Origin of the sequence: Pseudomonas marginalis, from assembly GCF_900105325.1 — a bacterium.
Classification (GTDB): domain Bacteria; phylum Pseudomonadota; class Gammaproteobacteria; order Pseudomonadales; family Pseudomonadaceae; genus Aquipseudomonas; species Aquipseudomonas marginalis.
In genome coordinates this window covers 4,030,654-4,053,195 of the sequence record NZ_FNSU01000003.1, presented here as the reverse complement: position 1 = coordinate 4,053,195, position 22,542 = coordinate 4,030,654, and the positions used below count along the sequence as shown (strand labels likewise).

The 22,542-nt window shown below is 56.2% G+C and carries 20 protein-coding genes, 1 pseudogene and 1 riboswitch; of the genes and pseudogenes, 12 read left to right on the top strand and 9 right to left on the bottom strand.

The features are described from left to right. Window positions 1-5: 5 nt before the first annotated feature. Window positions 6-1,211 (bottom strand): chromate efflux transporter, encoded by a 1,206-nt coding sequence (gene chrA, locus BLW22_RS28210; protein WP_074847878.1) that lies wholly within the window; start codon window positions 1,209-1,211, stop codon window positions 6-8. A gap of 144 nt (window positions 1,212-1,355) precedes the next feature. Continuing rightward, window positions 1,356-1,775 carry a GNAT family N-acetyltransferase gene (locus tag BLW22_RS28205; protein ID WP_235865630.1) on the bottom strand — a complete coding sequence of 140 codons (420 nt, stop codon included), beginning with the start codon at window positions 1,773-1,775 and terminating at the stop codon, window positions 1,356-1,358. A 155-nt stretch (window positions 1,776-1,930) separates the two neighbouring features. Between BLW22_RS28205 and BLW22_RS28200 the strand changes: the two genes are divergently transcribed. Genes BLW22_RS28200 through arsH form a run of 5 tightly spaced genes read left to right on the top strand, consistent with a single transcriptional unit; the run spans window position 1,931 to window position 5,263 of the window. After that, a complete protein-coding gene (locus BLW22_RS28200; protein ID WP_074847876.1) occupies window positions 1,931-2,353 on the top strand; it encodes an arsenate reductase ArsC in 423 nt (140 codons plus the stop codon). A gap of 8 nt (window positions 2,354-2,361) precedes the next feature. Then, window positions 2,362-2,706, top strand: coding sequence for a metalloregulator ArsR/SmtB family transcription factor (locus BLW22_RS28195; protein WP_174562742.1), 345 nt, complete (start codon window positions 2,362-2,364; stop codon window positions 2,704-2,706). 25 nt (window positions 2,707-2,731) lie between these two features. Further along, on the top strand, window positions 2,732-4,015 hold the full coding sequence (locus BLW22_RS28190; protein WP_020192021.1) for an arsenic transporter: 1,284 nt from the start codon (window positions 2,732-2,734) through the stop codon (window positions 4,013-4,015). A gap of 16 nt (window positions 4,016-4,031) precedes the next feature. After that, window positions 4,032-4,502, top strand: a complete 471-nt coding sequence (locus tag BLW22_RS28185; RefSeq protein WP_033902850.1) for an arsenate reductase ArsC — start codon at window positions 4,032-4,034, stop codon at window positions 4,500-4,502. Between the two features lie 47 nt (window positions 4,503-4,549). Next, window positions 4,550-5,263 carry an arsenical resistance protein ArsH gene (gene arsH / locus BLW22_RS28180; protein WP_065893944.1) on the top strand — a complete coding sequence of 238 codons (714 nt, stop codon included), beginning with the start codon at window positions 4,550-4,552 and terminating at the stop codon, window positions 5,261-5,263. 165 nt (window positions 5,264-5,428) lie between these two features. Here the strand turns inward: arsH and ppa are convergent, their stop codons facing one another. The 4 genes from ppa to BLW22_RS28155 all read right to left on the bottom strand — a co-directional run bounded on the left by ppa (window position 5,429) and on the right by BLW22_RS28155 (window position 9,327). Beyond that, window positions 5,429-5,959: an inorganic diphosphatase gene (ppa, locus tag BLW22_RS28175; protein ID WP_058410837.1), complete on the bottom strand. Its 531-nt coding sequence runs from the start codon at window positions 5,957-5,959 to the stop codon at window positions 5,429-5,431. Window positions 5,960-5,961: 2 nt separating this feature from the next. Further along, window positions 5,962-6,315 carry a DUF190 domain-containing protein gene (locus BLW22_RS28170; protein ID WP_058410836.1) on the bottom strand — a complete coding sequence of 118 codons (354 nt, stop codon included), beginning with the start codon at window positions 6,313-6,315 and terminating at the stop codon, window positions 5,962-5,964. Between the two features lie 10 nt (window positions 6,316-6,325). Next, window positions 6,326-6,709, bottom strand: coding sequence for a fluoride efflux transporter CrcB (crcB, locus tag BLW22_RS28165; RefSeq protein WP_017337059.1), 384 nt, complete (start codon window positions 6,707-6,709; stop codon window positions 6,326-6,328). A gap of 138 nt (window positions 6,710-6,847) precedes the next feature. After that, a riboswitch (Fluoride riboswitch) is annotated at window positions 6,848-6,909 on the bottom strand. Window positions 6,910-8,235: 1,326 nt separating this feature from the next. Next, window positions 8,236-9,327, bottom strand: coding sequence for a TauD/TfdA family dioxygenase (locus BLW22_RS28155; RefSeq protein ID WP_143045167.1), 1,092 nt, complete (start codon window positions 9,325-9,327; stop codon window positions 8,236-8,238). Window positions 9,328-9,471: 144 nt separating this feature from the next. Between BLW22_RS28155 and BLW22_RS28150 the strand changes: the two genes are divergently transcribed. The 5 genes from BLW22_RS28150 (at window position 9,472) to BLW22_RS28130 (ending at window position 16,693) form a co-directional block, all read left to right on the top strand. After that, on the top strand, window positions 9,472-10,434 hold the full coding sequence (locus tag BLW22_RS28150) for a hypothetical protein (RefSeq protein WP_143045166.1): 963 nt from the start codon (window positions 9,472-9,474) through the stop codon (window positions 10,432-10,434). A gap of 2 nt (window positions 10,435-10,436) precedes the next feature. Further along, window positions 10,437-13,742, top strand: a complete 3,306-nt coding sequence (locus tag BLW22_RS28145; RefSeq protein ID WP_074847872.1) for a UvrD-helicase domain-containing protein — start codon at window positions 10,437-10,439, stop codon at window positions 13,740-13,742. Window positions 13,743-13,856: 114 nt separating this feature from the next. Beyond that, the gene (locus BLW22_RS28140) at window positions 13,857-14,570 is read left to right on the top strand and encodes a hypothetical protein (protein WP_074847870.1); all 714 of its coding nucleotides are present in this window, start codon (window positions 13,857-13,859) and stop codon (window positions 14,568-14,570) included. Between the two features lie 73 nt (window positions 14,571-14,643). After that, window positions 14,644-15,885 (top strand): HNH endonuclease signature motif containing protein, encoded by a 1,242-nt coding sequence (locus tag BLW22_RS28135; protein WP_074847869.1) that lies wholly within the window; start codon window positions 14,644-14,646, stop codon window positions 15,883-15,885. A 262-nt stretch (window positions 15,886-16,147) separates the two neighbouring features. Continuing rightward, on the top strand, window positions 16,148-16,693 hold the full coding sequence (locus tag BLW22_RS28130; RefSeq protein WP_074847867.1) for a sce7726 family protein: 546 nt from the start codon (window positions 16,148-16,150) through the stop codon (window positions 16,691-16,693). On the opposite strand, the gene BLW22_RS28125 is transcribed toward BLW22_RS28130, so the two are convergent. Next, the gene (locus BLW22_RS28125; RefSeq protein WP_074847865.1) at window positions 16,690-17,754 is read right to left on the bottom strand and encodes a beta family protein; all 1,065 of its coding nucleotides are present in this window, start codon (window positions 17,752-17,754) and stop codon (window positions 16,690-16,692) included. The two genes, BLW22_RS28130 and BLW22_RS28125, sit on opposite strands and share 4 nt — an antisense overlap. Window positions 17,755-18,023: 269 nt before the next feature. Then, a complete protein-coding gene (locus BLW22_RS28120; RefSeq protein ID WP_074847863.1) occupies window positions 18,024-19,082 on the bottom strand; it encodes a hypothetical protein in 1,059 nt (352 codons plus the stop codon). A gap of 304 nt (window positions 19,083-19,386) precedes the next feature. On the opposite strand from BLW22_RS28120, the pseudogene thyA reads away from it, so the two are divergent. Continuing rightward, window positions 19,387-19,668, top strand: a pseudogene (gene thyA / locus BLW22_RS28115) (thymidylate synthase); the annotation flags it as partial. Window positions 19,669-19,751: 83 nt separating this feature from the next. Here thyA and cadR read toward each other — a convergent pair. Then, a complete protein-coding gene (cadR, locus tag BLW22_RS28110; protein WP_027606134.1) occupies window positions 19,752-20,192 on the bottom strand; it encodes a Cd(II)/Pb(II)-responsive transcriptional regulator in 441 nt (146 codons plus the stop codon). A gap of 84 nt (window positions 20,193-20,276) precedes the next feature. Here cadR and BLW22_RS28105 point away from each other — a divergent pair, with 84 nt between their 5' ends. Beyond that, entirely contained in the window at window positions 20,277-22,529 is a 2,253-nt protein-coding gene (locus BLW22_RS28105) for a heavy metal translocating P-type ATPase (RefSeq protein WP_074847859.1), read from the top strand. Window positions 22,530-22,542 lie beyond the last annotated feature (13 nt).

Genomic DNA, 22,542 nt, shown 5'->3' with positions numbered 1-22,542 from the left:
GTATCTCACAGTGCAATGCTCAACAGCCCGCCCAGGACACCGCTGCCCAGCACGACCAGCCACGGCGGCAGCTTCCAGAACATCAACGCCACCAGTGCCACGAGGGCCAGGCCAAAGTCTTGCGGGCCATGAATCGCACTCGTCCATACCGGCTGGTAGAGAGCAGCAAGCAGCAGGCCGACCACGGCCGCATTGATGCCCAGCAGTGCTGCCTGCGTACGCAGGTTACGGCGCAGGTGCTCCCAGAATGGCAAGGCCCCCACCACCAGCAGGAAAGACGGCGCAAAGATCGCCAGCAGGCAAATCAGCCCGCCAAGCCAGCCAGTTGGTGCTTGGATCATCGAGGCACCGAGAAATGCTGCAAAGGTGAATAGAGGCCCCGGCACGGCCTGCGCCGCACCATAGCCCGCGAGGAATGCTTCGTTGTCGACCCAGCCTGTTGGTACGACCTCAGCTTGCAACAGCGGCAGCACCACATGCCCGCCACCGAATACCAGCGAGCCGGCGCGGTAGAAGGCATCCATCATCGCCAGTGTCTGGCTCGGAAACACAGCTGTCAGCAACGGCAGCCCAAGCAGCAGGGCAAAGAACAGGGCCAGCCAGAACAAGCCAACGCGACGCCGCACGCTGATCGGTAGTGGATCATGGGCCTCGCCCTGCTGTGGTTTGAATAGCAGCAGGCCGACGATGGCTGCAAGGATGATGACACTCACTTGCCCCCAGGCAGAGGGTACGAGCAGCACGAAGCAGGTCGCCGCTGCCATGATGGAAATACGCGGCGCATCGGGACAAAGATTGCGCGCCATGCCCCAGACAGCCTGGGCGACCACCGCCACGGCCACCACCTTCAGACCGTGCAGCACGCCAGCAGGCATGGCATCACCATAACTGGCGATGCCGAGTGCGAAGAGGATCAAGGCGATTGCGGAGGGCAAGGTGAATCCCATCCACGCGGCTAGTGCCCCGGCGTAGCCGGATCGAGACAACCCGAGCGCAATCCCGACCTGGCTACTGGCTGGCCCCGGTAAGAACTGGCAAAGGGCGACAAGATCCGCATAGCTGCGCTCGCTCAACCATTGTCGACGCACCACGAACTCATCGCGGAAATAGCCCAGGTGTGCGATTGGGCCGCCGAAGGAGGTGAACCCCAAGCGGAGGAAGATCAAAAAAACAGCCCAAGGGCTACGGTCAGTCTTGGTGATTTCAGTCATGGTCAATACCTGATCTCTGACAAGGCTGGATGAAATTATCGATATACGATAGCGTAAATCGATAATTGAGGTCGACCATCATGGAACTCGTTCTGATCGGCTTACGCCGTGCTTCAAGTGGTCAGATCCAATGCAATTGGCTGGTCAAGTCCGATGCAAACAGGTGGTCAAGTGCAATGCAAACGATTGGTCAAGTGAGGTGCAATTCCCAATCAGAGGCGGCTCAGAGTCTCGCTGGTTTAGTGCGTATCCCTGCTGTTCAAAAAAGCCTGATGCAATTGTTGTCAGCAAATGAAATCGAGCGATTCCCTGCTTCGCAGCTATTGCTTCAACGACTCGAAGCATTTCAGCTCCAACCCCTGTCGATCTGTATGCCGGCTCCACGACCAGGGAACGCAGCAATCCATCTGCCCCATGCGTTTCAAACCCTCCCCACCCAACAGTCTCACCATCCCGCGTGAATTCGAAAAAGGTTCGGTTCGGAAGATCCACATCGTCTGATGGAAGGTAAGCAGACTCCAAGGCGTCGCGAAAGCGCTGCCATTGCCCTCCGGCTATTTGCATTGTCTGGATCATCATCTCCGTCTCCACCCTGTCATTCCCTATGCCTTGCTTTGCATGACCGCTATGGCTCAAGCCTGAGCAGCGGTCATCATATTCGCTTTACCGAATATATGCCAAAGCGTATATTCGATTTTCCATATGCATCGAGTCCAGTCATGACCCCTGCTATCAAAGTTCTTTTCGTGTGCGTTGCCAACTCAGTCCGCTCCCAGCTTGCAGAGGCGTTACTGCGGCACACCGACCCGCGCTTCGAGGCCTTCAGCGCAGGATCCCAACCGTCTGAGATTGATCCGCGCACGATTCAGGCATTGGAGGCAGTTGGAGTCGATACAGCGGGCCTGCGAAGCAAGTCCATCAGCGAGTTTCAAGCTGATCGATTCGATTACGTCATCACTCTTTGCGATAAGTCCGCCAGCGAGTGCCTACCAATGCCCAGTGCAGGTGAAGTCATTGCCTGGGATTTTTCTGACCCAGTAACGAGCGATGATCCCGGCGCATTTCGCCACACGCTCCACGACATCCATGAGCGCATCAAGCTCTTCGTTTTGGTCAAGACCAAACACCTGGAGGATCTGTGACAGAACCCATGAACCCCACCACGTTATTCAAGTGCTTGGCGGATGACACCCGAGCCAAAATTTCCCTGCTTGTCGTGAGCGAAGGCGAGCTGTGTGTCTGCGAGCTGACGGCGGCACTCGACCTGAGCCAGCCGAAGATTTCTCGTCATTTGGCCCTGCTGCGTTCTGCTGGTTTGTTGATGGATCGTCGGCAAGGTCAGTGGGTGTACTACCGCCTGAACCCCGACTTGCCTGCGTGGGTAACTGCGGTTTTGAAAGAAGTCGTAGACGCCAATCAGCATTGGCTGGAAACCGAGGCTAAACGCCTGTGCGGTATGAACGACCGCCCTATCAATCAGGGCGTGTGCAGCTGATTCACGCCCCAACCGGATTACTGAAATGCTGATTGCCGTATTGATCTTTATCGCCACTATCGTGCTCGTCATCTGGCAACCCAAGGGGCTCGGGGTAGGTTGGAGCGCGACGTTGGGTGCCATCGTGGCGCTGCTGGCAGGCGTCGTTACCCTGGCTGACATACCAGAGGTTTGGCGCATTGTCTGGAATGCCACCGGGACGTTTATCGCAGTCATCATCATTAGCCTGCTGCTTGATGAAGCAGGCTTTTTCAAGTGGGCTGCGTTGCATGTAGCGCGGTGGGGTGCTGGAAGCACTCGTAAGTTGTTTGCGTTCATCGTCTTGCTGGGCGCAGCTGTGTCGGCACTGTTCGCCAATGACGGAGCAGCGTTAATCCTCACACCCATTGTGATCGCGATGTTGCTGGCGTTGCGCTTTTCTCCTGCTGCTACGTTGGCATTCGTCATGGCAGCCGGTTTTATCGCCGATACGGCGAGCTTACCGCTGGTGGTTTCCAACCTGGTCAACATCGTTTCTGCCGACTACTTCGATATCGGCTTCAACGAATATGCTTCGATCATGGTGCCGGTAAACATCGTCAGCGTGGCAGCGACATTAGCCATGCTGCTGTGGTTTTTCCGCAAAGATTTACCAAAGACCTATGACCTCGACCAACTGGACAACCCGGACGAGGCAATTCACGACCGCGCTACTTTCGTAGCCGGCTGGTGGGTGCTGGCACTACTCCTGATCGGATTCTTTGTCATTGAGCCGCTGGGTGTGCCAATCAGCGCCATTGCTACGGTCTGCGCATTCGTCCTCTATGTCATCGCGGCTCGTGGTCATGCCATCAACACAAGCAAGGTGCTCAAGGAGGCTCCATGGCAAGTGGTGATTTTTTCCCTGGGTATGTATCTGGTCGTTTATGGCCTTAAGAACGCGGGCCTGACTGATCACATCGCCCAGATTCTGAACGTATTCGCCGGTTATGGCGTCTGGGGGGCATCCCTGGGTACTGGGATGCTAACGGCATTGCTGTCGTCGATCATGAACAACATGCCCACGGTTCTGGTGGGTGCCTTATCCATTCATGCCGCCGAAGTGGATGGCGTCGTTCAGCAAGCGATGGTGTACGCCAATATCATTGGCTGCGACCTAGGCCCGAAGATCACCCCAATTGGCAGTTTGGCCACGCTGTTGTGGCTACATGTGCTGGCCAAGAAGGACATCAAGATCAGTTGGGGTTACTACTTCAAGACTGGGATCGTGCTGACCTTGCCTATCCTCGTCGCCACCTTGTCTGCCCTGGCATTGCGCCTCAGTTTCTGAATCAAGGAATCTTCTGATGAAAGTCTTGTTCATGTGCACCCACAACAGCTGCCGCAGCATTCTGTCCGAGGCGCTTTTCAACCACTTGGCGCCCGAGGGCGTAGAAGCTGTCAGCTCAGGAAGCTTTCCCAGTGGCCGGGTGAATCAAAGGGCACTGCAAACACTGGAGGCGGCGGGTATCTCTACTGCCGGCTTAAGCAGCAAGGCTTCGGACGCTTTTGAAGGCTCGCCGCCAGACATCGTGATCACTGTCTGTGACCGGGCTGCAGGTGAGGCATGCCCAATCTTCTTCGGGCCAGCTTTGAAGGCGCATTGGGGGCTGGCCGACCCGTCTGAGGCTAGCGGGTCGGAAGCCGAGATCACAGCAGCGTTTGAAACCACACTGGCCAAAATTCACGAACGCGTGAGCGCATTTCTTGCGCTGCCACTGAAGACCATCAGCACTGACCAGTTGAAAGCTGAACTGAACCGCATCGGTTCGCTTTAAAGATCAACCGAGGCGGCACCCAACCAGGTGCCGCCGTAGGAGTTTATATGCAAGACACATTGCCGAACGTCCACGCCGACCTGATCGACATTCCTTCGTTGGAGCAACTGGCACCTCGTACGCCTTCGCTCCATAAGCCTCGAATTCTGCTTTTGTACGGTTCGACGCGAGAGCGCTCTTTCAGCCGGCTGGTGACTCAAGAAGCAGCCCGCTTGTTGGAAGAGTTTGGCGCCGAAACCAAGATCTTTGACCCATCAGGTCTCCCGCTGCCGGATGACGCCCCCGATACACATCCCAAGGTCGCTGAGTTGCGCGAGTTGATGCAATGGTCTGAGGGGCAGGTGTGGTGCTCCCCTGAGCGTCACGGCTCCATGAGTGCAGTATTCAAAGCCCAAATTGACTGGGTACCGCTGGCGATGGGCGCTGTACGACCTACGCAAGGGAAGACCCTTGCAGTGATGCAGGTCTGCGGTGGCTCGCAATCTTTCAACGTGGTCAATCAGCTGCGCGTACTGGGCCGATGGATGCGGATGTTCACCATCCCAAACCAATCTTCGGTGGCCAAGGCATTTACCGAGTTCGACGAGGCAGGTCGTATGAAGCCGTCCTCGTACTACGACCGACTCGTGGACGTGATGGAAGAGCTGATGAAGTTCACCCTGCTGTTGCGGGATCGCCAGGATTATTTGGTTGATCGGTACTCCGAGCGTAAAGAGTCCGCCGAAGAGCTTTCCAAACGCGTCAGCCAGCGCTCCATCTAACGTCAGTACGAGGAAGCGATATGAGTCAGATCACGAGTCAACATCGCTCCTTCATTCCCAGCATATTTTTCCCCGGATATTTGATGATCGGAGCAACTGAGGCCCAGCATAATGCAAGAACCTCAGCGCGATCCTCCGACACAGGCATTTGAATCTGGCGTAAGTCTATTTGGGGATATACGCAGCTACCGACTTGCGAATCTCTTCCCGCGCTTCATCGGCGCTGCCCCAGCGGCCCATCTTCACCCACTTACCCGGTTCCAATGCTTTGTAGTTTTCGAAGAAGTGCTGGATCTGTGCGAGGAGTAACGCAGGGAGGTCTGAGCACTCCTTTACGTCGATGTACATGGAGCTGAGTTTTTCATGAGGCACTGCGATCACCTTGGCATCGGCTCCGGCTTCGTCAGTCATGTACATCACACCAACCGGGCGACTGCGGATGACAACTCCAGGTGAGACGGGATATGGACAAACCACCAGGACGTCCAGCGGATCGCCATCGTCGCTCAGCGTGTTCGGGATAAACCCGTAGTTGGCCGGATAGAACATCGGTGTACTGAGAAAGCGGTCAACGAAAATTTGTCCGCTCGACTTGTCCACCTCGTACTTGATCGGCGAGTGGTTTGCAGGAATCTCGATAACGGTGAAAAAGTCATCGGGGAGGGCGTTGCCAGCTGGGATGTCCGCGTAGCTCATGTTCATAGCTCCGAAGTTGTGGAGGGTGTTGAGCTGGAGGGCGTTTTTCCAAGGGTGCCCATCTCGATTGGCGTCTTGGTGAAAAACACCGATATTTCCTCAGAGTCCAATCGTTTGAACAATCGTTCTGCCTCATCTTCCGTGATGGCCAAGCGAATCTCCGTGGGTTGATCCGCCAGCTCAAAAAAGTGCGATGAATGCAGTTTTCCTGTGTGCCCAAACCCTTCGATTCCGGTGCAGAGCGTGGCGCCTCGCAACCCCATTTCTTTAGCCACGTCGACGATCCAATCGCCTAGCATCTTTCCCTGATAACGACGGTTTTGTTGGGTGAAGAAAACGACCATATAGCCTTTCATTTCTATCTCCTCAGCGAGTACCAATCATTTGGTAGGACAGAAGCCCGGCAGCGGTCATCGCTAACGAGCCTGCAACGTGCAACGAAATTGAGCCAAGCGCCCAGACCAGTCTGCCCTCCTGAATCAAGGCAACCGTTTCGGCTGAAAATGTAGAGAAGGTGGTAAGCCCACCACAGAAACCCGTGATGATCAGGAGACGCCACTCTGGACTGAGGGTAGGAGAAGCGGCCAAGAAGGCGATGGCCAGGCCGATGATGTAGCCCCCAACCATGTTCGCGACCACAGTACCTGGGGGAATCGTAGGAAACAGAGCATTCAGTTTCATGCCCAATATCCAGCGCAACCAGGCTCCAAGTGAAGCACCAACGGCGATGACCATTAATGACTTCAGCATGGCGAGCCCACCTCATCAGACCTGAGTGGACTAACTCGCAAGCGGCTCGCGCCGAAAGAAAAGGGAAACTCGGAGGGTAAGATCATAGCCTGTCCTAAAATGGAGGACAGGGAGGCGCACCTACGCACCCTGTCCAGGGTTCACGTAGGCATCATCAGCACGAAGGCGGTTAAAGGAGGAATGCCATCTCCTGATCTGATCCTATAGCATCAGCGCCAATGGTATCAATAGGCATCAAGAGCAGCTGCATGCAAGCGATCTGAAGGCCCTTTTGGCTAGGCAAGATGTTTGATTGTTGGCGCTGATTGAAAACTGACCCATCCTGTCGATTGAAAATTGACCCAGGGAGGATTGCTGATTTTTGTCCCAGCAATTGTGGATAGGAAGGTGAGTTGGCCGGACGGTTACAAATGATCGACATGGCCACTGTATCTGCTACTGGGCGCGGTCGTAGGCGATCAAAATTCGCACTTGGTGAATCGAAATTTCATAAATGTTAGCGTTTTCGCCTGCTTTAAAGCCTTTTTTATAGTTTTTCGAGGATGTTTGAGTGAAAATTCAGATTGACAAATAGGCAATTTATTTACCGTTCGTCGGCAATGTCCATTTTATTTTCACCCCCCCCTCTTGAAAATTTTTAAGCGAGACGGAGTTCTTATATTTGAGAGCAAGAGAAAAGCTGCAGTGGCCCAGGCACCGCTTTTCTCACAGGATTTCGCCGGCTTTTACATCTGATATTTACGGCTTCTAGATCACACGGTTTTGAGGACTGAAGGTGAATTTGAGGTTGGAATAGTGGGGCTGGGGGCGGAGGAGGAATCGCTTTACTTTGCAGCCGCAGGCTGCTGCTTACGCTTTGACATCAAACCAACAAGGCTTTTTTACTAGGATCAGTCCGTCTGAAATTCCACCCGTTTCGGACAATAGGCTCGGCTGGCGTCAGTCGCCTTCAATGTTCCAGCAAGACGCACTCGGTGACCTACTAGGCGCTTCGAAAATTCGGATCTGTAAATTAAATTTTTGATCTGTAAACCTCGGCGGTTAACACGTCAAAAAATTGGTTTACAGGTGGATATGTATTCTGGCCGCGCTTGGGGCTATTTTGCCAATTTATTGATAAGGCGAGCCCGATGACCATACTGTCTGATGGTCAGCTCTGGTCTCTTGCTTGCAAAGCTTATGGGGATGATCTTCCTGGAATCCTTGGGTCGATTGTGAGCGCCTACGAGCGTCGTCCGGGGCTGAACAATCCTATCCGTGCTCACAGGTCGGTCATCGGTGTTGCTGGCTTTACAGCGCTTCGAGAGGCCCTTACTACGCATCGCTCCAGTGGCTTCCATCAGCTCGAAGGTTGCTTGGAGATCCGCGAGCCTCTGGCGTGGCATCTCGTACGCTATCTGCAGCATAAGCTGATAATCGATGGGCATGCTTCTGCTTCAATCCGTGATCAGCGTTTTGCGGGAGACCTAGGGCTTTGACCTTATCCCATTGAAACACTTATCAGTGCCGAGATGCTCGCGTTGTATCTACGGATACAGCATGAAAGCGCTGCCTTCATGCCACTGGGTAGGATCGATTTCCGTGATGTCCAGCCCATAGGTGCGTAGGAGCCAACGTGTTTGCTCGCCGTATTCACTTCCAGGCTCACTGCGACCATGTAGCGCAATGCGATTGTTGACCAAGGCGATATCGCCTGGCTGCAGAGCCACAGGTATCGCACAGTCAGCACATGCATGCTTCAAGGCGTCCATTGCCTCCTGAGCAGATGTTTGTCCGATATCAGCAATCTGCGTGGTGCGGTGGCTGAATCGAATCCACCAGTTCCCATTCACTTGGAAGAGCAGCTGCGCATCATCGACATCAAGCTCGTCACCAAGGATGGCTGCCATTCCATCGCGGAAGGTCTCCTGTGAACCGATGATGTACTGGGGCTTCTGGAGCTCATCGATATGCTCTTGGCTCAGTCGCGCCATGAGATGGTCGAGTGGCATCACCGTGGTCGGCACTTGCTTCGGGTTACGCAATGCCGACAAGCACACGAAATCCGGAGAAGGTGCAATGCGGTCATTGAGGGGGTCGCGATACCCGCGCAGTGGGAAGGTCACGCCATCGGTATGCCCGCTCATCTTTTCCGTCGATTTGACTGTGAATTTACCTCGGCCAGGCGGGAATACCACTAGGTTCACGAACAGATCGCCTCCGTTCTCGGAGCCGTAGGAAACTGTGGCGGAATTGATAGCCGCAAGGCACGCGATCGCAGTTACTCGGGCAAGGACTGTGCCTTCTGCTTCAGGCACCGGGCAAAAATCAATGGGGGTGTCGGGTAGGTCATCTGGCTGGAAGATACCCTCCAGGGTCAGGCAAGGCTGCGCCCACGCAAAGGCTTGCACCTCTGCACAGCTACTACCCCGGCTATTGAGCTCGCGTTCGATCGCAGGCTGCAGCTCACGTCCCAGATCGCTAGGGCGCTCCAAGTACTCAAGCACTTGCTCAAAGGTCATGTTCGCTCGCCATTCGCTGACTGCGACACGCACTGATTCTGAAAAGATTGCCTGGATCAATTGTGTCCCTACACGCGCGAGTGATATAAAAGTGATGTACGCCAGCGTGATTCTCACGCACGATCCCACCAGCGACCAAATCTGTCTATGAAAATGCCTAAGCTTCAGCCTGCCGATTATCTCCAAGGGTGCGCTAGTTTCCTAGCCTGCCTTAAGCCATTCATGCACCTGCGGGAGACCTCTCAGGGGATTGAGTGCGAGATGACCCTGGCTAATGGCCAGCCTGTGGTGGTCATTGGTAAGGACGAGCCGCATCTGCTGCTTGGCTTGATGTCCGTGCTCGTAGAACTGATTCCTCAAGTTCCTGCTGACGAACGGTCAGCGATGCCACCTGTCTCACGCACAGCGCCTGCGGTTAAGCAGGCTTTGGAGACGACCATGCAACCTACCGCTACTACCAAAAATACCGATGAACGAACCCAAGCCCGCTTGCAAATTGGTTTAACAACCAAGGTCTCGCTTCACGCGTTGGTAAGAGACGTAGCAAAACGCCGTGGGGTATCGCTGTCGATCGCTGCGCGAGATCTGGTGCAGGACGGGCTGACTCGGTTCGATAAGGAATCAAGGACAGTAGACCCTTCGCAGCTGCTGACTGATTACGAGCGCACTGCCAATGATTATGCAGGTGCCGACTCGGAGAGTTGGATCATTCGGGCTGACAGGCGTCTGGTGATGAGAACGCGTTTACGCGCAGGCGAATATGAGCGCTCGTTGTCATCATTTACCAACTTCCTTCTCGCCAACGCGTTGAGCCATTGCCCTCACGCTGCCGCTGTGCGTGAGGAGATGGCTAGTTCGATTACCAGTGATGAGGCTGTCGAAGAGGCTATCAAGGCGATCGAGCAGGTCAGTGGGATTAAAGCTCGTGCTCTCGCCCCTCAGATCGATCTAGGTGATCAACGCGGCCTGACCAACATGATCCTCGGTGGTTCGGTACTCGCGCCTACGCGTGTCTTGGCGAAGCTGGCGGTCGTTTTGAAGAAGCCGTTGGACGTTGTGTCGGTAGCCTTGGAGCGTCGGTTCGCCACCCAATGCGTTCCAGCTTTCAAAGCGACTGATGGAAAACCCACCGTGCAAGCGGAACGCAAGGCGTGGAGTGTCGCAGTCAAAGAGCTTCAGCTGCCGGCTGAGGAACAAGAGCGTCTCCTGAACCTAGAGGGCTAAGTGTGAATCCATTCGACCGGGCACGTCGGCAAGCATTCGAAACCCGAGAAGCCCTGGTCGGATTGGCCGCCTCTCTTGGTGGTGTCAGCTCATCTGAGCTCCTAGCTCATGTTGAGGACACGCTCGAAATCGCAATTGAGCGCTTACCTTACGGGCATCCAGAGTTGGGTGGCGGCAGCGGGGTGCTCAAGCGAGAAATCCAAACCATCTACATCCGCAACGACGTGTCTCCTGGAGAAACGGCCTATCTCATCGCTCATGAGTTGGGTCACTGGTACCTCGACGGCGATCGCCCTGCACAGACGGTCGCTCATCTGACCAGCATGACGGATTCCTATGGGAGTCAGGCAACGGTCGCGGTGGAAGCATACGGTGCTCGTGAGCGCTTGGAGCTTCAAGCCAACGTGTTTGCCCGTGAGCTTCTGCTACCCCGTGGTGTCGCAAACCAACTGTTCCATGGCGGTAGTGGTGCCACGGTCATCGCGGCCACTTTGGAGGTACCGCTGGAGATCGTTCGCCTTCAGCTCTTCGATGGCATTTTGCTCCCCATATTGCCTCCTGCTCCACCTCCTCCTCTGCCGCTTATGACGCAGGGACAGCACGATGCTGCTACCGCGCCGGAAACCTTCGTCAACGTTGTTGCCGGGCCAGGTACTGGTAAAACGACGACACTGATTCATCGCATCAAACACCTGGTCGAGCGGGGTATCCCTCCCAGCCAAATATTGGTGCTGACCTTCACGAACAAGGCGGCTCATGAATTGGTGGAGCGCCTGAAGGTATCTGGTATCGCCGGAGCCGCCGACGTGTGGGCCGGTACTTTCCATGCATTCGGGCTCGAATTCCTTCGCAAATATCATCAGATTTTTGGCCTGGAGTCCGACGTTCGGCTCGCAGATCCGCTGATGCAAGTTCGCCTGATGGTGAGCACGCTGCCCAAGGTGCGGCTCAAGTATTATCTGCGGCTTCAGAACCCCTACGATTGGCTACCTGGCGTTCTGGGCCATATCAAGCGACTCAAGGAAGAATGCCTTACTGTTGCTGACTACCGAGCACGCCTGGCTGCACTGCCGGCCTGCGAGCCGGATGTAGCCAATGAACGCGAAGACATCGCCACCCTGTTTGAAGCCTATGAAACCGCAATGCGGGCTGAGCATTTGGTCGACTACGTTGACCTTATTGCCCTCCCTGCATCCCAGGCCAAGCGGGATCGAACGAGCGTTGCTCAGTACATCGACCATTTCTCGCACGTGCTAGTGGACGAGTATCAGGATGTCACCGAGGTCATGGTCGACCTCCTTCGGCAATTGGCTCTCAATGCTCAGTCATTCTGGGTCGTTGGTGACGTGCGCCAGGCCATCCACCACTGGCGAGGCGCATCGATCCGTAGCTTGATGAACTTCGGCGCCACCTTCCTGAGCACCATTCCCGGAGCCACGGTGCGCCGTTACGCTCTCGACCTGAACAGGCGAAGCACCCCTGAGATCCTGGAGCTATTCTCCTGCGCTGGCATCCATCATGCACTCAACGACCGGATGCCTCTGGAGCCAGTCGCAGCGTTTCGTCCCTCGATCGGGGTCATACCAACCCTGTATGAATGCGACTCGAAGCCCTCCCAAGCCGTCACGATCGCTCAGCGCATTGATGGGCTGGTGCAGAGGGGTGTCCCGTACAGGGATCAAGTCGTGATCAGCCGTAAATCGGCAAACGTTGAGCAAATTGTTGAAGCACTTGAAAACCTGAATGTGCCAGTGCTGCACATCGGCGATGTCTGTCAGCGCCCTGAGATCAAGAAGCTGCTGTGCCTGATGGAATTGCTGTGTATGCGACAGCCGCGCTCCTTGGTCGGGCTGATCTCTGAACCAGCATTTCGGATGCCACCCCAAGACATCGAGCACCTCATATTCCTGACCCGTAAAGGCGCGGGATTGAGCATGCAGCGAGGCCGTTGGCTATGGCTGCCTACGCCAGGCCTCTCGCCCGCTGGCCAACAAGCCAAGTCAAATCTGGCATTGTTGTTAAGAGGTCTCAAGCGGAATTCAAGGCCTTGGGATTTTGTCTCCAAAGTACTGCTCGATCAGCGCTACGGGCTTCCAAACCCTGCGGATCAGACCATACAAGCCCATACTCAGCGCTTGGCAACATGGCTGTTCGTCTACGCCGTACGCAATGGTGATGGCGATATCCGCCAGGCGCGGCTTTCCCAGTTCCTGCTTCGTGAGGAGCTACGCCGCAGGATCGGAGAAAAGCTGGGGGATCGTGGCTTACCGCCTGAAGCGCGAGTCCTGGATGCTGTGAGCGTAATGACTGTGCACTCCAGCAAGGGGCTTGAGTACCCTGCGGTTCACGTCACCGACGTTGACGAGGCGTCATACGGCTCCAATCGGCCCTTTGCATACGATGTCCGGGGGCTGGATCTAATCCCTCCCGAAGTTTTGAACAGCACTGGGTCAGAGTTCATGTTCGAAGAGCGGGTAGAGCGCAATAACCTGCTCTACGTCGCTTTGTCTCGGGCCCGTGATTACCTGTATCTCTATGAGACCAGCGGGTGGCCACGTCCAGTTCCGCTCAATCACGCTGCTGCCACGAGTCTGGTGAAGCGCCCAGGGGTCAAGGTACCGCCCGCACCCATCATACCGCTGCCATTGGCCAGCAGCACCGTGGTACCTACTGTGAGCTATGAGGCGTTTCAGGCCTACATGAGCTGTCCCCTCCAGTACCACTATCGCTATGAGCTCGCGCTCACTGCCGAGCAGGAAATCGACGTCTCCATCCGTGCCCGCTGGGCGATTATGGACATGTTGTTGGCCGTGGCGAGGGACGGCACTGACCCCAACACGGCATTCCAAGCCGCATGGGCGTTACACGGACTTCCAGATAGGACAGAAGACCCTGGCTTGATGGATGATGCGATTGCCGCCGCCAAGCGTGGGCTGGTGGTGGTTAACAGCGTCGGCGGTGCCGTCGAAGAAGGGATGGTTTCTGAAGTCAACGGTGTGCGCATTGAGCTCCCTTGGATGCTCGTAGATAAAGGGCAGCTTCACTGGATTCGAGCTCAGACGGGGATCCAGTACACCCTCAGTCATCTACGGCCTATGATGCTGGATATCAATGGGTCTAGAAGGCCGAGTGCGAAAATCTATTCCATTATTACTGACCAGTACGTGATGGATGGCCCTTCCAGGCAGGTCGCAAGCACGTCCGTATACAAGATGGCTCAACGTTTTGCTGCAGGTGATCGATCTGCTTCCAGAGGTCGGCATTGTGGGCGCTGCGCGTATCTGAGCATCTGTGCCAGCGTCCCCTGATCAACCTCAAGCTCCAGCGCTGTATCACCATGGGCTATCTCTCAGCGGTGCGGAAAGCTGTGCGCTGAGATGAGGAGGTAGCTTGGCCGCCATTACACAAGGACAGTTTTGGATATGACCTGCATTAACCTGCCGAGTAATCAGCAAGCTGCAATCAGCGACGTGGACGAAACGGTGCTTCGGGCAGCGGTACGCAAGTGCCTGGATGAAGAGCGCATAGGGCCGATTCATGGCCTCGGTCTTAGTAACTGTGGCCCCTATGTGGCTAACAAGCTCCATGGGTTCCAGCAAGCGATTACTGAGTACAGCAAGGCCAAGGCCCATTCCAAGCGCGAACGCACTCGGCAGGATGCGCTGTATGCCGGCAATGACCTCATTCACGCTGTGCAGCAGATGAAAGGGCGGCTCGAAACTGAGCGTAAAGAGGGTGAGCTGTTCTTCATTGATGATCAGATCAGGCCGCCTTTCCATCTCAATAAGCGACTGTCAGTGCAAGTGTCGTTTCGCTGGCGAGCATCGCCGTCTGCGGACTGGAAGCACGGGAATCTGACGTTCGTCTACGACTTCTCTCCTCAGCCCAGCTACACCTTCCCAGTGCCTAAGCGCAAACCCAGCGCCGCTCAGGTAGAGAGGGAACTAGAAGACAGTCGTTACCGAGAATGGGAGCGCTTGAAGGCCCAGGCGCTCTTTTCTATGAGAGAGTTCTTCCGCGATGGCGGCGATGGGGATGCTGTACCAGAAGTGTTCGCGGTGAGGCCTAGTCCCTACGGCGATGGCTTGAATAACTTCAGCTGCAATTTTTGGCAGCCCGAGAAGCCGGCACCATAAATTCGAGCAAGCAGCAGCCTCAGTAACGGGGGCTTGCGTAGTTCTCCATCAAGCTAAGAACGGAAGTGAGTATGTGACCCGAAATCGAGTAGAGCTCGCCTTGATTGCGAGAGGTGTAGACAGTGCATTGGCCGAGAAGCTCAGGAAGGAGAAGTGGACGCTTGCGAAGCTTCAATCGCTAGCCCCGGAGAAACTGTTGGATCTGGGCATTGGTGAAGTCGCCGTGCCCGTAATCCTTAGGAGTGGAAGGCCACCGATCCCACCTGAGCACTTAATCCGGACGCTTTATGACAATCGCTGGCTTTGCTGTGTTTGTCGAGATGCTAACCGTCCCATCATCGTTCATCACATCAAACCATGGGCGGAAAGTCGCGACCACTCTCAAGCTAACCTAGCCGTCCTCTGCTCAATCCATCACGGCGAGGCCCACTCCACGCACGCATTGGAGCTTACGCTTACGCCTGACCGGCTTAAGGCTGCAAAAGCCACCTGGGAGCAAGAGGTCAGCCGATTAGACCCTCTTGCCATACTCCAGGCCACTCAGCTGATCAGTTGTCAGTGGTGGTATTTTAACCACCTCAGGGTTTTTGAAATCGCGGAACAGCTTGGGGTGAACGTCTCCGAGCTTGAGGGTTTTCAGGACGCCCTGCTCAATGGCGCTTGTGACGAACAAGGCCAGCTTCGCCCCAGGAAAGGCCCTCTGTACGTCGGTTATGCGCTGTCGCATGCTTTGAAGCGATACATGAGCAGCATGCTTGAGGCCGCTATGGAGCATGCCTCTGTGAGGAATATCTCAGATGATTTGGATCGAGGAACACTCGACCGTCTGATCATTGAGGGTGACTTAGTGTTCGTCCAGGGATTGTACAGTTTCACCAATTTGGCTCCTGACGGCTCGGGGGCAGATTTAGTCAGGGGGCGACGGCGAGTCAACAAAGTCGAGGTCACGTTCGTCTTCGATAGGAACGAAGGAACATCTGGCTCAGCACGTTACGAATGGCTTCTTCGCACGCGCGCCTTGGGCGGTCTCCTGCGCGTGAACGGGCTACGGAAAGATGGAAAGGGGTTTTTGCGCATCGAGGCCACAGTCCTGGCAATTCGTAGCGCTAATCAAGAGCTAAAGCTGAGGAGTTACGAGGCTCGGCTGCAGAAAAGCGGTCTGCTTGCGGAGGAGTATGAAGATGAAGATGAAGAGTTCGACGTCGGTGATTACGACGACGATGTGAGTAATGAGTCGGGTGAGAGGTCTGGAACGTTTCGTAGGCTTTTCTTGAAGAGCCAGGGAATCTGGCGAAAGCTAATAGCGCGGTCTTGATCAATCTGAAGAACCGTCGAGCTCTCCCGATGGGTAGGTGAATGTTCGTCCGCTCACTATGTATGCGCGGACGTCGCTTACCTTGCGTATTAACCACCGTTAGGAGCTGAGGTCGGCCAGGAATGACCAGGCCCCCGCATGCCTTGCGTCATCAGCTCCACCCGTGCCGGACAGGTATCACACACATGCTGGCCCTGTGGTGATCGACGACCGGGCGCTTTTTTAGCGTGAGAAGCCTCAACTGTCTGTCTATAATCCGCGCATGTTGAATCCAACCGAAATCCGCCCAATCCTCAAGCAGTGGGTGGCGAAAGCGATGTCCCATGATGAGAGTGACGTCTTCATCGAGGAGCTGTGCTTCATCGATAAGGCCAGACGCGCCGATCTCGTTCACGCCAATGGGAAGCTGACCGCTTTCGAAATCAAGTCCCATGCTGACACTTTGACACGCTGGGAGGGCCAGCAGCAGGCCTATATGGCGTGCTTTGACGAAGTCTGGCTATGCTGCCATTCAAAGCACTTGGTGAAGGCTCTTGAGTCATGTCTTCCGCATGTTGGCGTACTCGTCGTCGATGACTATTCCGGCATGGCGATGATTCGAAAGGCGAAGCCCAACAAGCTCCAGGATAAATTCCACCTAACGGGATTTTTGTGGCGTAGTGAATTGGATGCGCTCGCTAGCCAGCATGGGGTGCCAACGAAAAGTCGCGACCTCATAAAAGAAGTGCGCCGCCAGCTCAGCGACGCCCTTCCCATGGATGTGATCCGGTCACATGTATTGGTCAGCCTGAAACAACGTTATCGTTAGAGTAAGTCATCGGCGTCGAGGTCATCGAAGCCCTCAGTATCTACGATGGACTGGATCATGGCGCAGATATGCTGATTGATCCTGTATCCATTCCATGTTCCGTTGTTCCCGTAGCCGGTAGATGTGGCGACAATTCTGCTGTACTCACGAGTGGCCCAGCAGAAGTCGTCGCCGTGATAACCCGGTAAGCCTCTAATCTCCTGGGCGATTTCGATGTAGCGCACAAATTCCTTGTCCGAACCTTTGCGTCGTTGCCACCATTCCGTCGGCGTGTAATAGCAGGCAAAAGGAAGCACAGGCATGCCTCGTATGTATTCCATCGAGGCGGTCGGATTGGTGGCGGCGTAATCCCCGTAGAGAATGTCCGATTCAATGCCACTGGTATCGACCCTTGCCTGCCACGCAACGTCGTAACAGGCGGAGGAACGTGAGGTGTTTGAGGCCGGCTTATCGATAGGGAAGGAGGTGCTCATCAGAACCAGATTTCGTATCTGATAGCTGTTGAGTTGACGCAGGGATACATTGAAATCCGACCCCGAGGCAGTGTTGGCTGGAGCTGTGGCACCGAAGTCCAAAATCACCGTCGCGGTATCCGGGCGTTCAAGAGCATCCAGGATTGATAGCAATCTGTTCCACGAGGTCGCGGTGGGGTTTTCCGGACAGGTAACCCTGATGGCTATATGAGGGAAATCGCCCTGAAGAGCGAGAGCACTTTGGATGACTGCTCGTTGAGGGTCGTCATCAACCCAGGATACCACTGGTATAACGTTCTGGTTGATGCCTGCCACATCGGAGAAGAATCGACGTTTGTTCTCAAACGCGCCATGAGGATTGTGCAGGTCATTGGTAGTAATGAATTCCTCACCAACGTCCTTCGTTATTCTTGAAACGTCTAGGAAAAAAGGATGCTCAGTCCAACTTGCTAGGAATGTTTGAAGGTGTCTGTCGTCGTCACCTCGCATGTCCAACAGCGGAGCCACGACTTCCCGCCTGTGGTCTTCCAGATTTATCAGCGCCTTAACGTCATTCTGACCAACTCGTAAACAAGCCACGTACTGCATCTTGCGCTCCTTGCATGCTGTGAAAAGCGGTTTCGCCGTAATGCTGAAGGCATGGGACGCACAGGCCTCGGCGATCAGCAAGCGTCGACATTCCGAACATAACGGTTTCGCTCACTGTCACTGGCCGACGTCATGCTCCCAGCGAGACGGCAGGTCGAGACTGGTAACATAGCACTTGGCCACTCAATAGAAGCCTTAATGCACTGTTTTCTGGGATGCGTTGTTTTTTTGGGGACATGGGGGGCGCCTATGTCCGATTAGTCGGTGGGTCACTCATAGTGGAGTTCACCAAACAGTCCGATCATGAGGTCACCATCCAGGATCTCGAAAGGGAGGGTGACGTACTGGTCAGGATGCCGAGGCAGCGCCTTTCCATCGTGCGGTGCATTCTTCGTGTGTCCTTGAACCTTTTCCCCGCTCTCCTTGATGTAAGGAAGCACGACGATGCGGCCATGGTTCTTGGATAGGATCGTGCCCTCGTGCCACAAAGTGTTCCCTTCTTCGCTGCTGGAGTCGCCACCCGTGTTTTTCAGCACCCAGCGCGGCACCCCGTCGTCCTCATACCAGAACACGAAGCCACCGCAGACCAGTACCCTCTGGCCGCGCATCCTCGCCTCGGCGAGCATTTGCTTGACGCTCGCTAACTGCAACAACTGGTTGGCTCGGGGGAGTAAAAGTGCGCGTATCTGCGCTTTGGTTCTTCCCCAGTGGTCGGCTCCCGAAAGACCAAACCCTTTGGCTGTCACTTCGCGCAGACAGATCTGCGAGCGTTTGGGAGACAGGGCTCCGATATGTTCCCATGTCTGGTCATCGACACGGCGAAGGCACGTGTTGAATCTCGGCAAGGCAACTATTTCTAGGTAAGGCGCACGCTCAAGCTCCTCGTGGAGCGGTTGCCGCAAGCTCTCCATCGTATTGTGCAGTTTCAGCTCTTGCACCGAGAGCCGGGGAAGATGGGCGTTCCGCTTGATCGCCTCGCGCTCCATGAGCTCTTCTTCTCCCTGGATACGGCGCGCCGCTGTCAGTGCTTTCTCGACCTTCAGGGTGGTCGAACTCTGAAGCACAGGATCTGGTACCGCCTGGACGACCAGTTCACTGGTGCGGCTGTTGAATTCGTCTGCAGCTTCCATGGCCTCCTCGTAAGAGGTGAAAACAGCTGCCCTCGCATGTCCGCTGCCGTTGTCATAGAAGTAACGCTTCCAGGACAGCTGGGACTCGGGGAAGAGCTTGAGCGCCCGCAGCTGCCACGTCCATCCGATGCGGAATTGCCTAAACGGAAGCACGGCCAGGGTGGGCATTGAGTGATAAGGCATCTGATCTAGGCGCATCGTTTCTCCCTGGTGTTTGCGTCTGAGCGTCTGAGGAGGCGTGGGGCTGATTCCGAGGTGATTTGATTCCCCCGACACCATGGATAGCACATTGCCAGGATGAGTCAATTTTTTGGCTGAAGGCCTTGTATTTCGGGGGTTTCAGGAGAAGATGAGCTTTGGAAAGGGCTTCAGAAAGCTGGTGGTTTATCCAGTATTAGGGGTTGCGCAGGTAATGTGCAAAAGCTATAATGCACATATACCAAGTTGCTTGGAAGGCATTACAAGTCAGCGTAATGTGCAGTAAAGATGGGGGGTGAAAATGCTCGGCCTGCCGTACAACACCGCCGCCCTGGCGCTGCTGACCCATATGCTGGCCCAGCAATGCGACCTGATTCCCCACGAGATCATCGTCACCACCGGCGACACCCACGCCTACAGCAACCATATGGAGCAGATCCGCACCCAGCTGGCGCGCACGCCGAAGAAGCTGCCGGAACTGGTGATCAAGCGTAAGCCGGCGTCGATCTACGATTACAAGTTCGAAGACTTTGAAATCGTGGGCTATGACGCTGATCCAAGCATCAAGGCCGACGTGGCTATCTAAAGGCTGCCTCAGTCTAAGGGTGTGGGCTTGTGTGGGAGGGGGCAAGTCGAATCGTCGCACCGCCCCTCCCACATTTGGTCCGGTTAATGCCCGTGGCTTCTGCCTACGTGTGAGGGCTCGGCCTCGCTGGCGGCTACACCGCCGTTGACCTCCAGTCGCTGCAAAATCCCGCAGTGGTCCCCACCGCCACAGCGTTGGCGCAGGTCCAGCAACTGCTCCTGCAACGCCAGCAGCCCGTCAATCCGCGCTTTTACATGGTGGATATGCTCGTCGATCAACGCATTCACGTTTTCACACTGGTCCTGGGGGCTGTCCCGTAGCCCGAGCAGGCTGCGGATCTCTTCCAGGGTCATGTCGAGGCTGCGGCAGTTGCGGATAAAGATCAGTCGCTCGGTGTGCGCCTGGGTGTACACGCGGTAGTTGGCCTCGGTGCGTGCCGGGGGTGGCAGCAGGCCTTCCTTCTCGTAATAACGGATGGTTTCCACCGGACAATCGGTCAGTTTGGCCAGTTCGCCGATCTTCATGCAGCAATCTCCAAATGGGTGCTTGACCCTATAGTGGCTACAGGGTCTTTACTTGGCAACAGGCACCTTACGGACGCGAACCTGATGAGCGACTCCATTCACACCCCGCACAAACACGACCATGACCATGATCATGGGCCAAAGAAACTCACCCCCGTGCACGATCACGGCCATGGCGGTTCCTGCTGTTCCGGCACGCCTGCGCCTGCGCTGGTGCAGTTGAGCGAGGCGCCCACCGCCGGCTCGCGCCTGAGTACCTTCCGCATCGAAGCCATGGACTGCCCCACCGAGCAGACGCTGATCCAGAACAAACTGGGCAAGCTGGCCGGTGTGCAGCAGCTGGAATTCAACCTGATCAACCGCATCCTCGGCGTCACCCATGACCTGCCGAGTACCGCGCCGATCATCGATGCGATCAAATCCCTGGGTATGCAGGCCGATCCGATCGTGGAGGGCACCCCGGCCGCCGAGCCGCCCGCCAAGAAGCATTGGTGGCCGCTGGCGTTGTCCGGTGTGGGGGCGTTGGGCGCCGAAGTACTGCACTTCACCAACGCCGCGCCCACTTGGGTGATTGCGCTGGTAGCGCTGGTGTCGATCCTCAGCGGCGGCCTCACCACCTACAAGAAGGGCTGGATTGCCCTGAAAAACCTCAACCTGAACATCAACGCGTTGATGAGTATCGCGGTCACTGGCGCGGTCCTGATCGGCCAGTGGCCGGAAGCGGCCATGGTGATGTTCCTGTTTACCGTGGCCGAGCTGATCGAAGCCAAGTCCCTGGACCGTGCGCGCAATGCCATCAGTGGCTTGATGCAGATGACACCGGAACAGGCCACGGTTCGGCAGGCTGATGGAAGCTGGGTTGAAATGGAGGTCAAAAGCATTGAGCTGGACGCAATCGTGCGGGTAAAACCCGGCGAGCGTATCGGCCTTGACGGTGAAGTCACCGCCGGCCAGTCCACCATCGACCAGGCGCCGATCACCGGTGAAAGCCTGCCGATTGAAAAGACCGTCGGCGATAAAGTCTTCGCCGGCACCATCAACCAGGCCGGTTCCCTGGAGTACAAGGTCACGGCGGCTGCCAACAACTCCACCCTGGCCCGCATCATCCATGCGGTGGAGCAGGCTCAGGGTGCGCGGGCACCGACCCAGCGGTTCGTCGACAGCTTCTCGAAAATCTACACCCCGGCCGTATTCCTGTTCGCCCTGGGTGTGGCGCTGATCCCGCCGCTGTTCATGGCCGGCGCCTGGTTCGACTGGATCTACCGCGCCCTGGTGCTGCTGGTAGTGGCGTGCCCGTGCGCGCTGGTGATCTCCACCCCGGTGACCATTGTCAGCGGCCTGGCGGCTGCGGCGCGCAAAGGCATCCTGATCAAGGGCGGTGTGTACCTGGAGGGCGGTTACAAGCTTGACTACCTGGCCCTCGACAAGACCGGCACCATCACCCACGGCAAGCCGGTGCAAACCGATTACCTGGCGCTGTTCCCCACTGTCGAAAACAGCGCCCCGGCCCTAGCCGCCAGTTTGGCCGGGCGCTCCGATCACCCGGTGTCCCTGGCGATTGCCAATGCGGCTGTGGATAAAAACCTGCCGGTGCACGTTGTGGATAACTTCGAAGCCCTGGCCGGTCGCGGCGTGCGCGGCGATATTAATGGCCAGACCTATCACTTGGGCAACCACCGCCTGGTGGAAGACCTCGGCCTGTGTTCGCCGGAGTTGGAAGAAAAGCTGTTCGCCCTGGAAAAACAGGGCAAGTCCGTGGTGCTGTTGCTCGACAAGTCCGGCCCGCTGGCGCTGTTCGCCGTGGCCGACACAGTCAAGGACAGCAGCCGCGAAGCCATCCAGCAATTGCATGAGCTGGGCATCAAGACCCTGATGCTCACCGGCGACAACACCCACACCGCCCAGGCGATTGCGGCCCAGGTCGGCATCGATCAGGCCCAGGGCGACCTGTTGCCCACCGACAAGCTGCACGCCATCGAAACCCTCTACGGCCAAGGCCACCGGGTGGGCATGGTCGGCGATGGCATCAACGACGCCCCGGCCCTGGCGCGCGCCGAGATTGGCTTTGCCATGGCCGCAGCAGGTACCGACACCGCTATCGAGACGGCCGATGTGGCCTTGATGGACGATGATTTGCGCAAGATTCCGGCATTCATTCGTTTGTCGCGGCAAACGTCGAGTATCCTCAAGCAGAACATCACCCTGGCCCTGGTGATCAAGGCGATCTTCCTGGTGGTCACGTTCCTGGGCATGGCGACCATGTGGATGGCAGTGTTCGCCGACATGGGCGTGGCCCTGCTGGTGGTGTTCAATGGCCTGCGCCTGTTGCGCAAATAGAGGATGAGAGGGT

Excerpts from the sequence above, each read along its gene's own strand:
- chrA (WP_074847878.1), bottom strand. The coding sequence starts at position 1,211 with ATGACTGAAATCACCAAGACTGACCGTAGCCCTTGGGCTGTTTTTTTG.
- BLW22_RS28205 (WP_235865630.1), bottom strand. The coding sequence starts at position 1,775 with ATGCAAATAGCCGGAGGGCAATGGCAGCGCTTTCGCGACGCCTTGGAG.
- BLW22_RS28200 (WP_074847876.1), top strand. The coding sequence starts at position 1,931 with ATGACCCCTGCTATCAAAGTTCTTTTCGTGTGCGTTGCCAACTCAGTC.
- BLW22_RS28195 (WP_174562742.1), top strand. The coding sequence starts at position 2,362 with ATGAACCCCACCACGTTATTCAAGTGCTTGGCGGATGACACCCGAGCC.
- BLW22_RS28190 (WP_020192021.1), top strand. The coding sequence starts at position 2,732 with ATGCTGATTGCCGTATTGATCTTTATCGCCACTATCGTGCTCGTCATC.
- BLW22_RS28185 (WP_033902850.1), top strand. The coding sequence starts at position 4,032 with ATGAAAGTCTTGTTCATGTGCACCCACAACAGCTGCCGCAGCATTCTG.
- arsH (WP_065893944.1), top strand. The coding sequence starts at position 4,550 with ATGCAAGACACATTGCCGAACGTCCACGCCGACCTGATCGACATTCCT.
- ppa (WP_058410837.1), bottom strand. The coding sequence starts at position 5,959 with ATGAGCTACGCGGACATCCCAGCTGGCAACGCCCTCCCCGATGACTTT.
- BLW22_RS28170 (WP_058410836.1), bottom strand. The coding sequence starts at position 6,315 with ATGAAAGGCTATATGGTCGTTTTCTTCACCCAACAAAACCGTCGTTAT.
- crcB (WP_017337059.1), bottom strand. The coding sequence starts at position 6,709 with ATGCTGAAGTCATTAATGGTCATCGCCGTTGGTGCTTCACTTGGAGCC.
- BLW22_RS28150 (WP_143045166.1), top strand. The coding sequence starts at position 9,472 with ATGACCCTGGCTAATGGCCAGCCTGTGGTGGTCATTGGTAAGGACGAG.
- BLW22_RS28140 (WP_074847870.1), top strand. The coding sequence starts at position 13,857 with ATGACCTGCATTAACCTGCCGAGTAATCAGCAAGCTGCAATCAGCGAC.
- BLW22_RS28130 (WP_074847867.1), top strand. The coding sequence starts at position 16,148 with ATGTTGAATCCAACCGAAATCCGCCCAATCCTCAAGCAGTGGGTGGCG.
- BLW22_RS28125 (WP_074847865.1), bottom strand. The coding sequence starts at position 17,754 with ATGCAGTACGTGGCTTGTTTACGAGTTGGTCAGAATGACGTTAAGGCG.
- BLW22_RS28120 (WP_074847863.1), bottom strand. The coding sequence starts at position 19,082 with ATGCGCCTAGATCAGATGCCTTATCACTCAATGCCCACCCTGGCCGTG.
- cadR (WP_027606134.1), bottom strand. The coding sequence starts at position 20,192 with ATGAAGATCGGCGAACTGGCCAAACTGACCGATTGTCCGGTGGAAACC.
- BLW22_RS28105 (WP_074847859.1), top strand. The coding sequence starts at position 20,277 with ATGAGCGACTCCATTCACACCCCGCACAAACACGACCATGACCATGAT.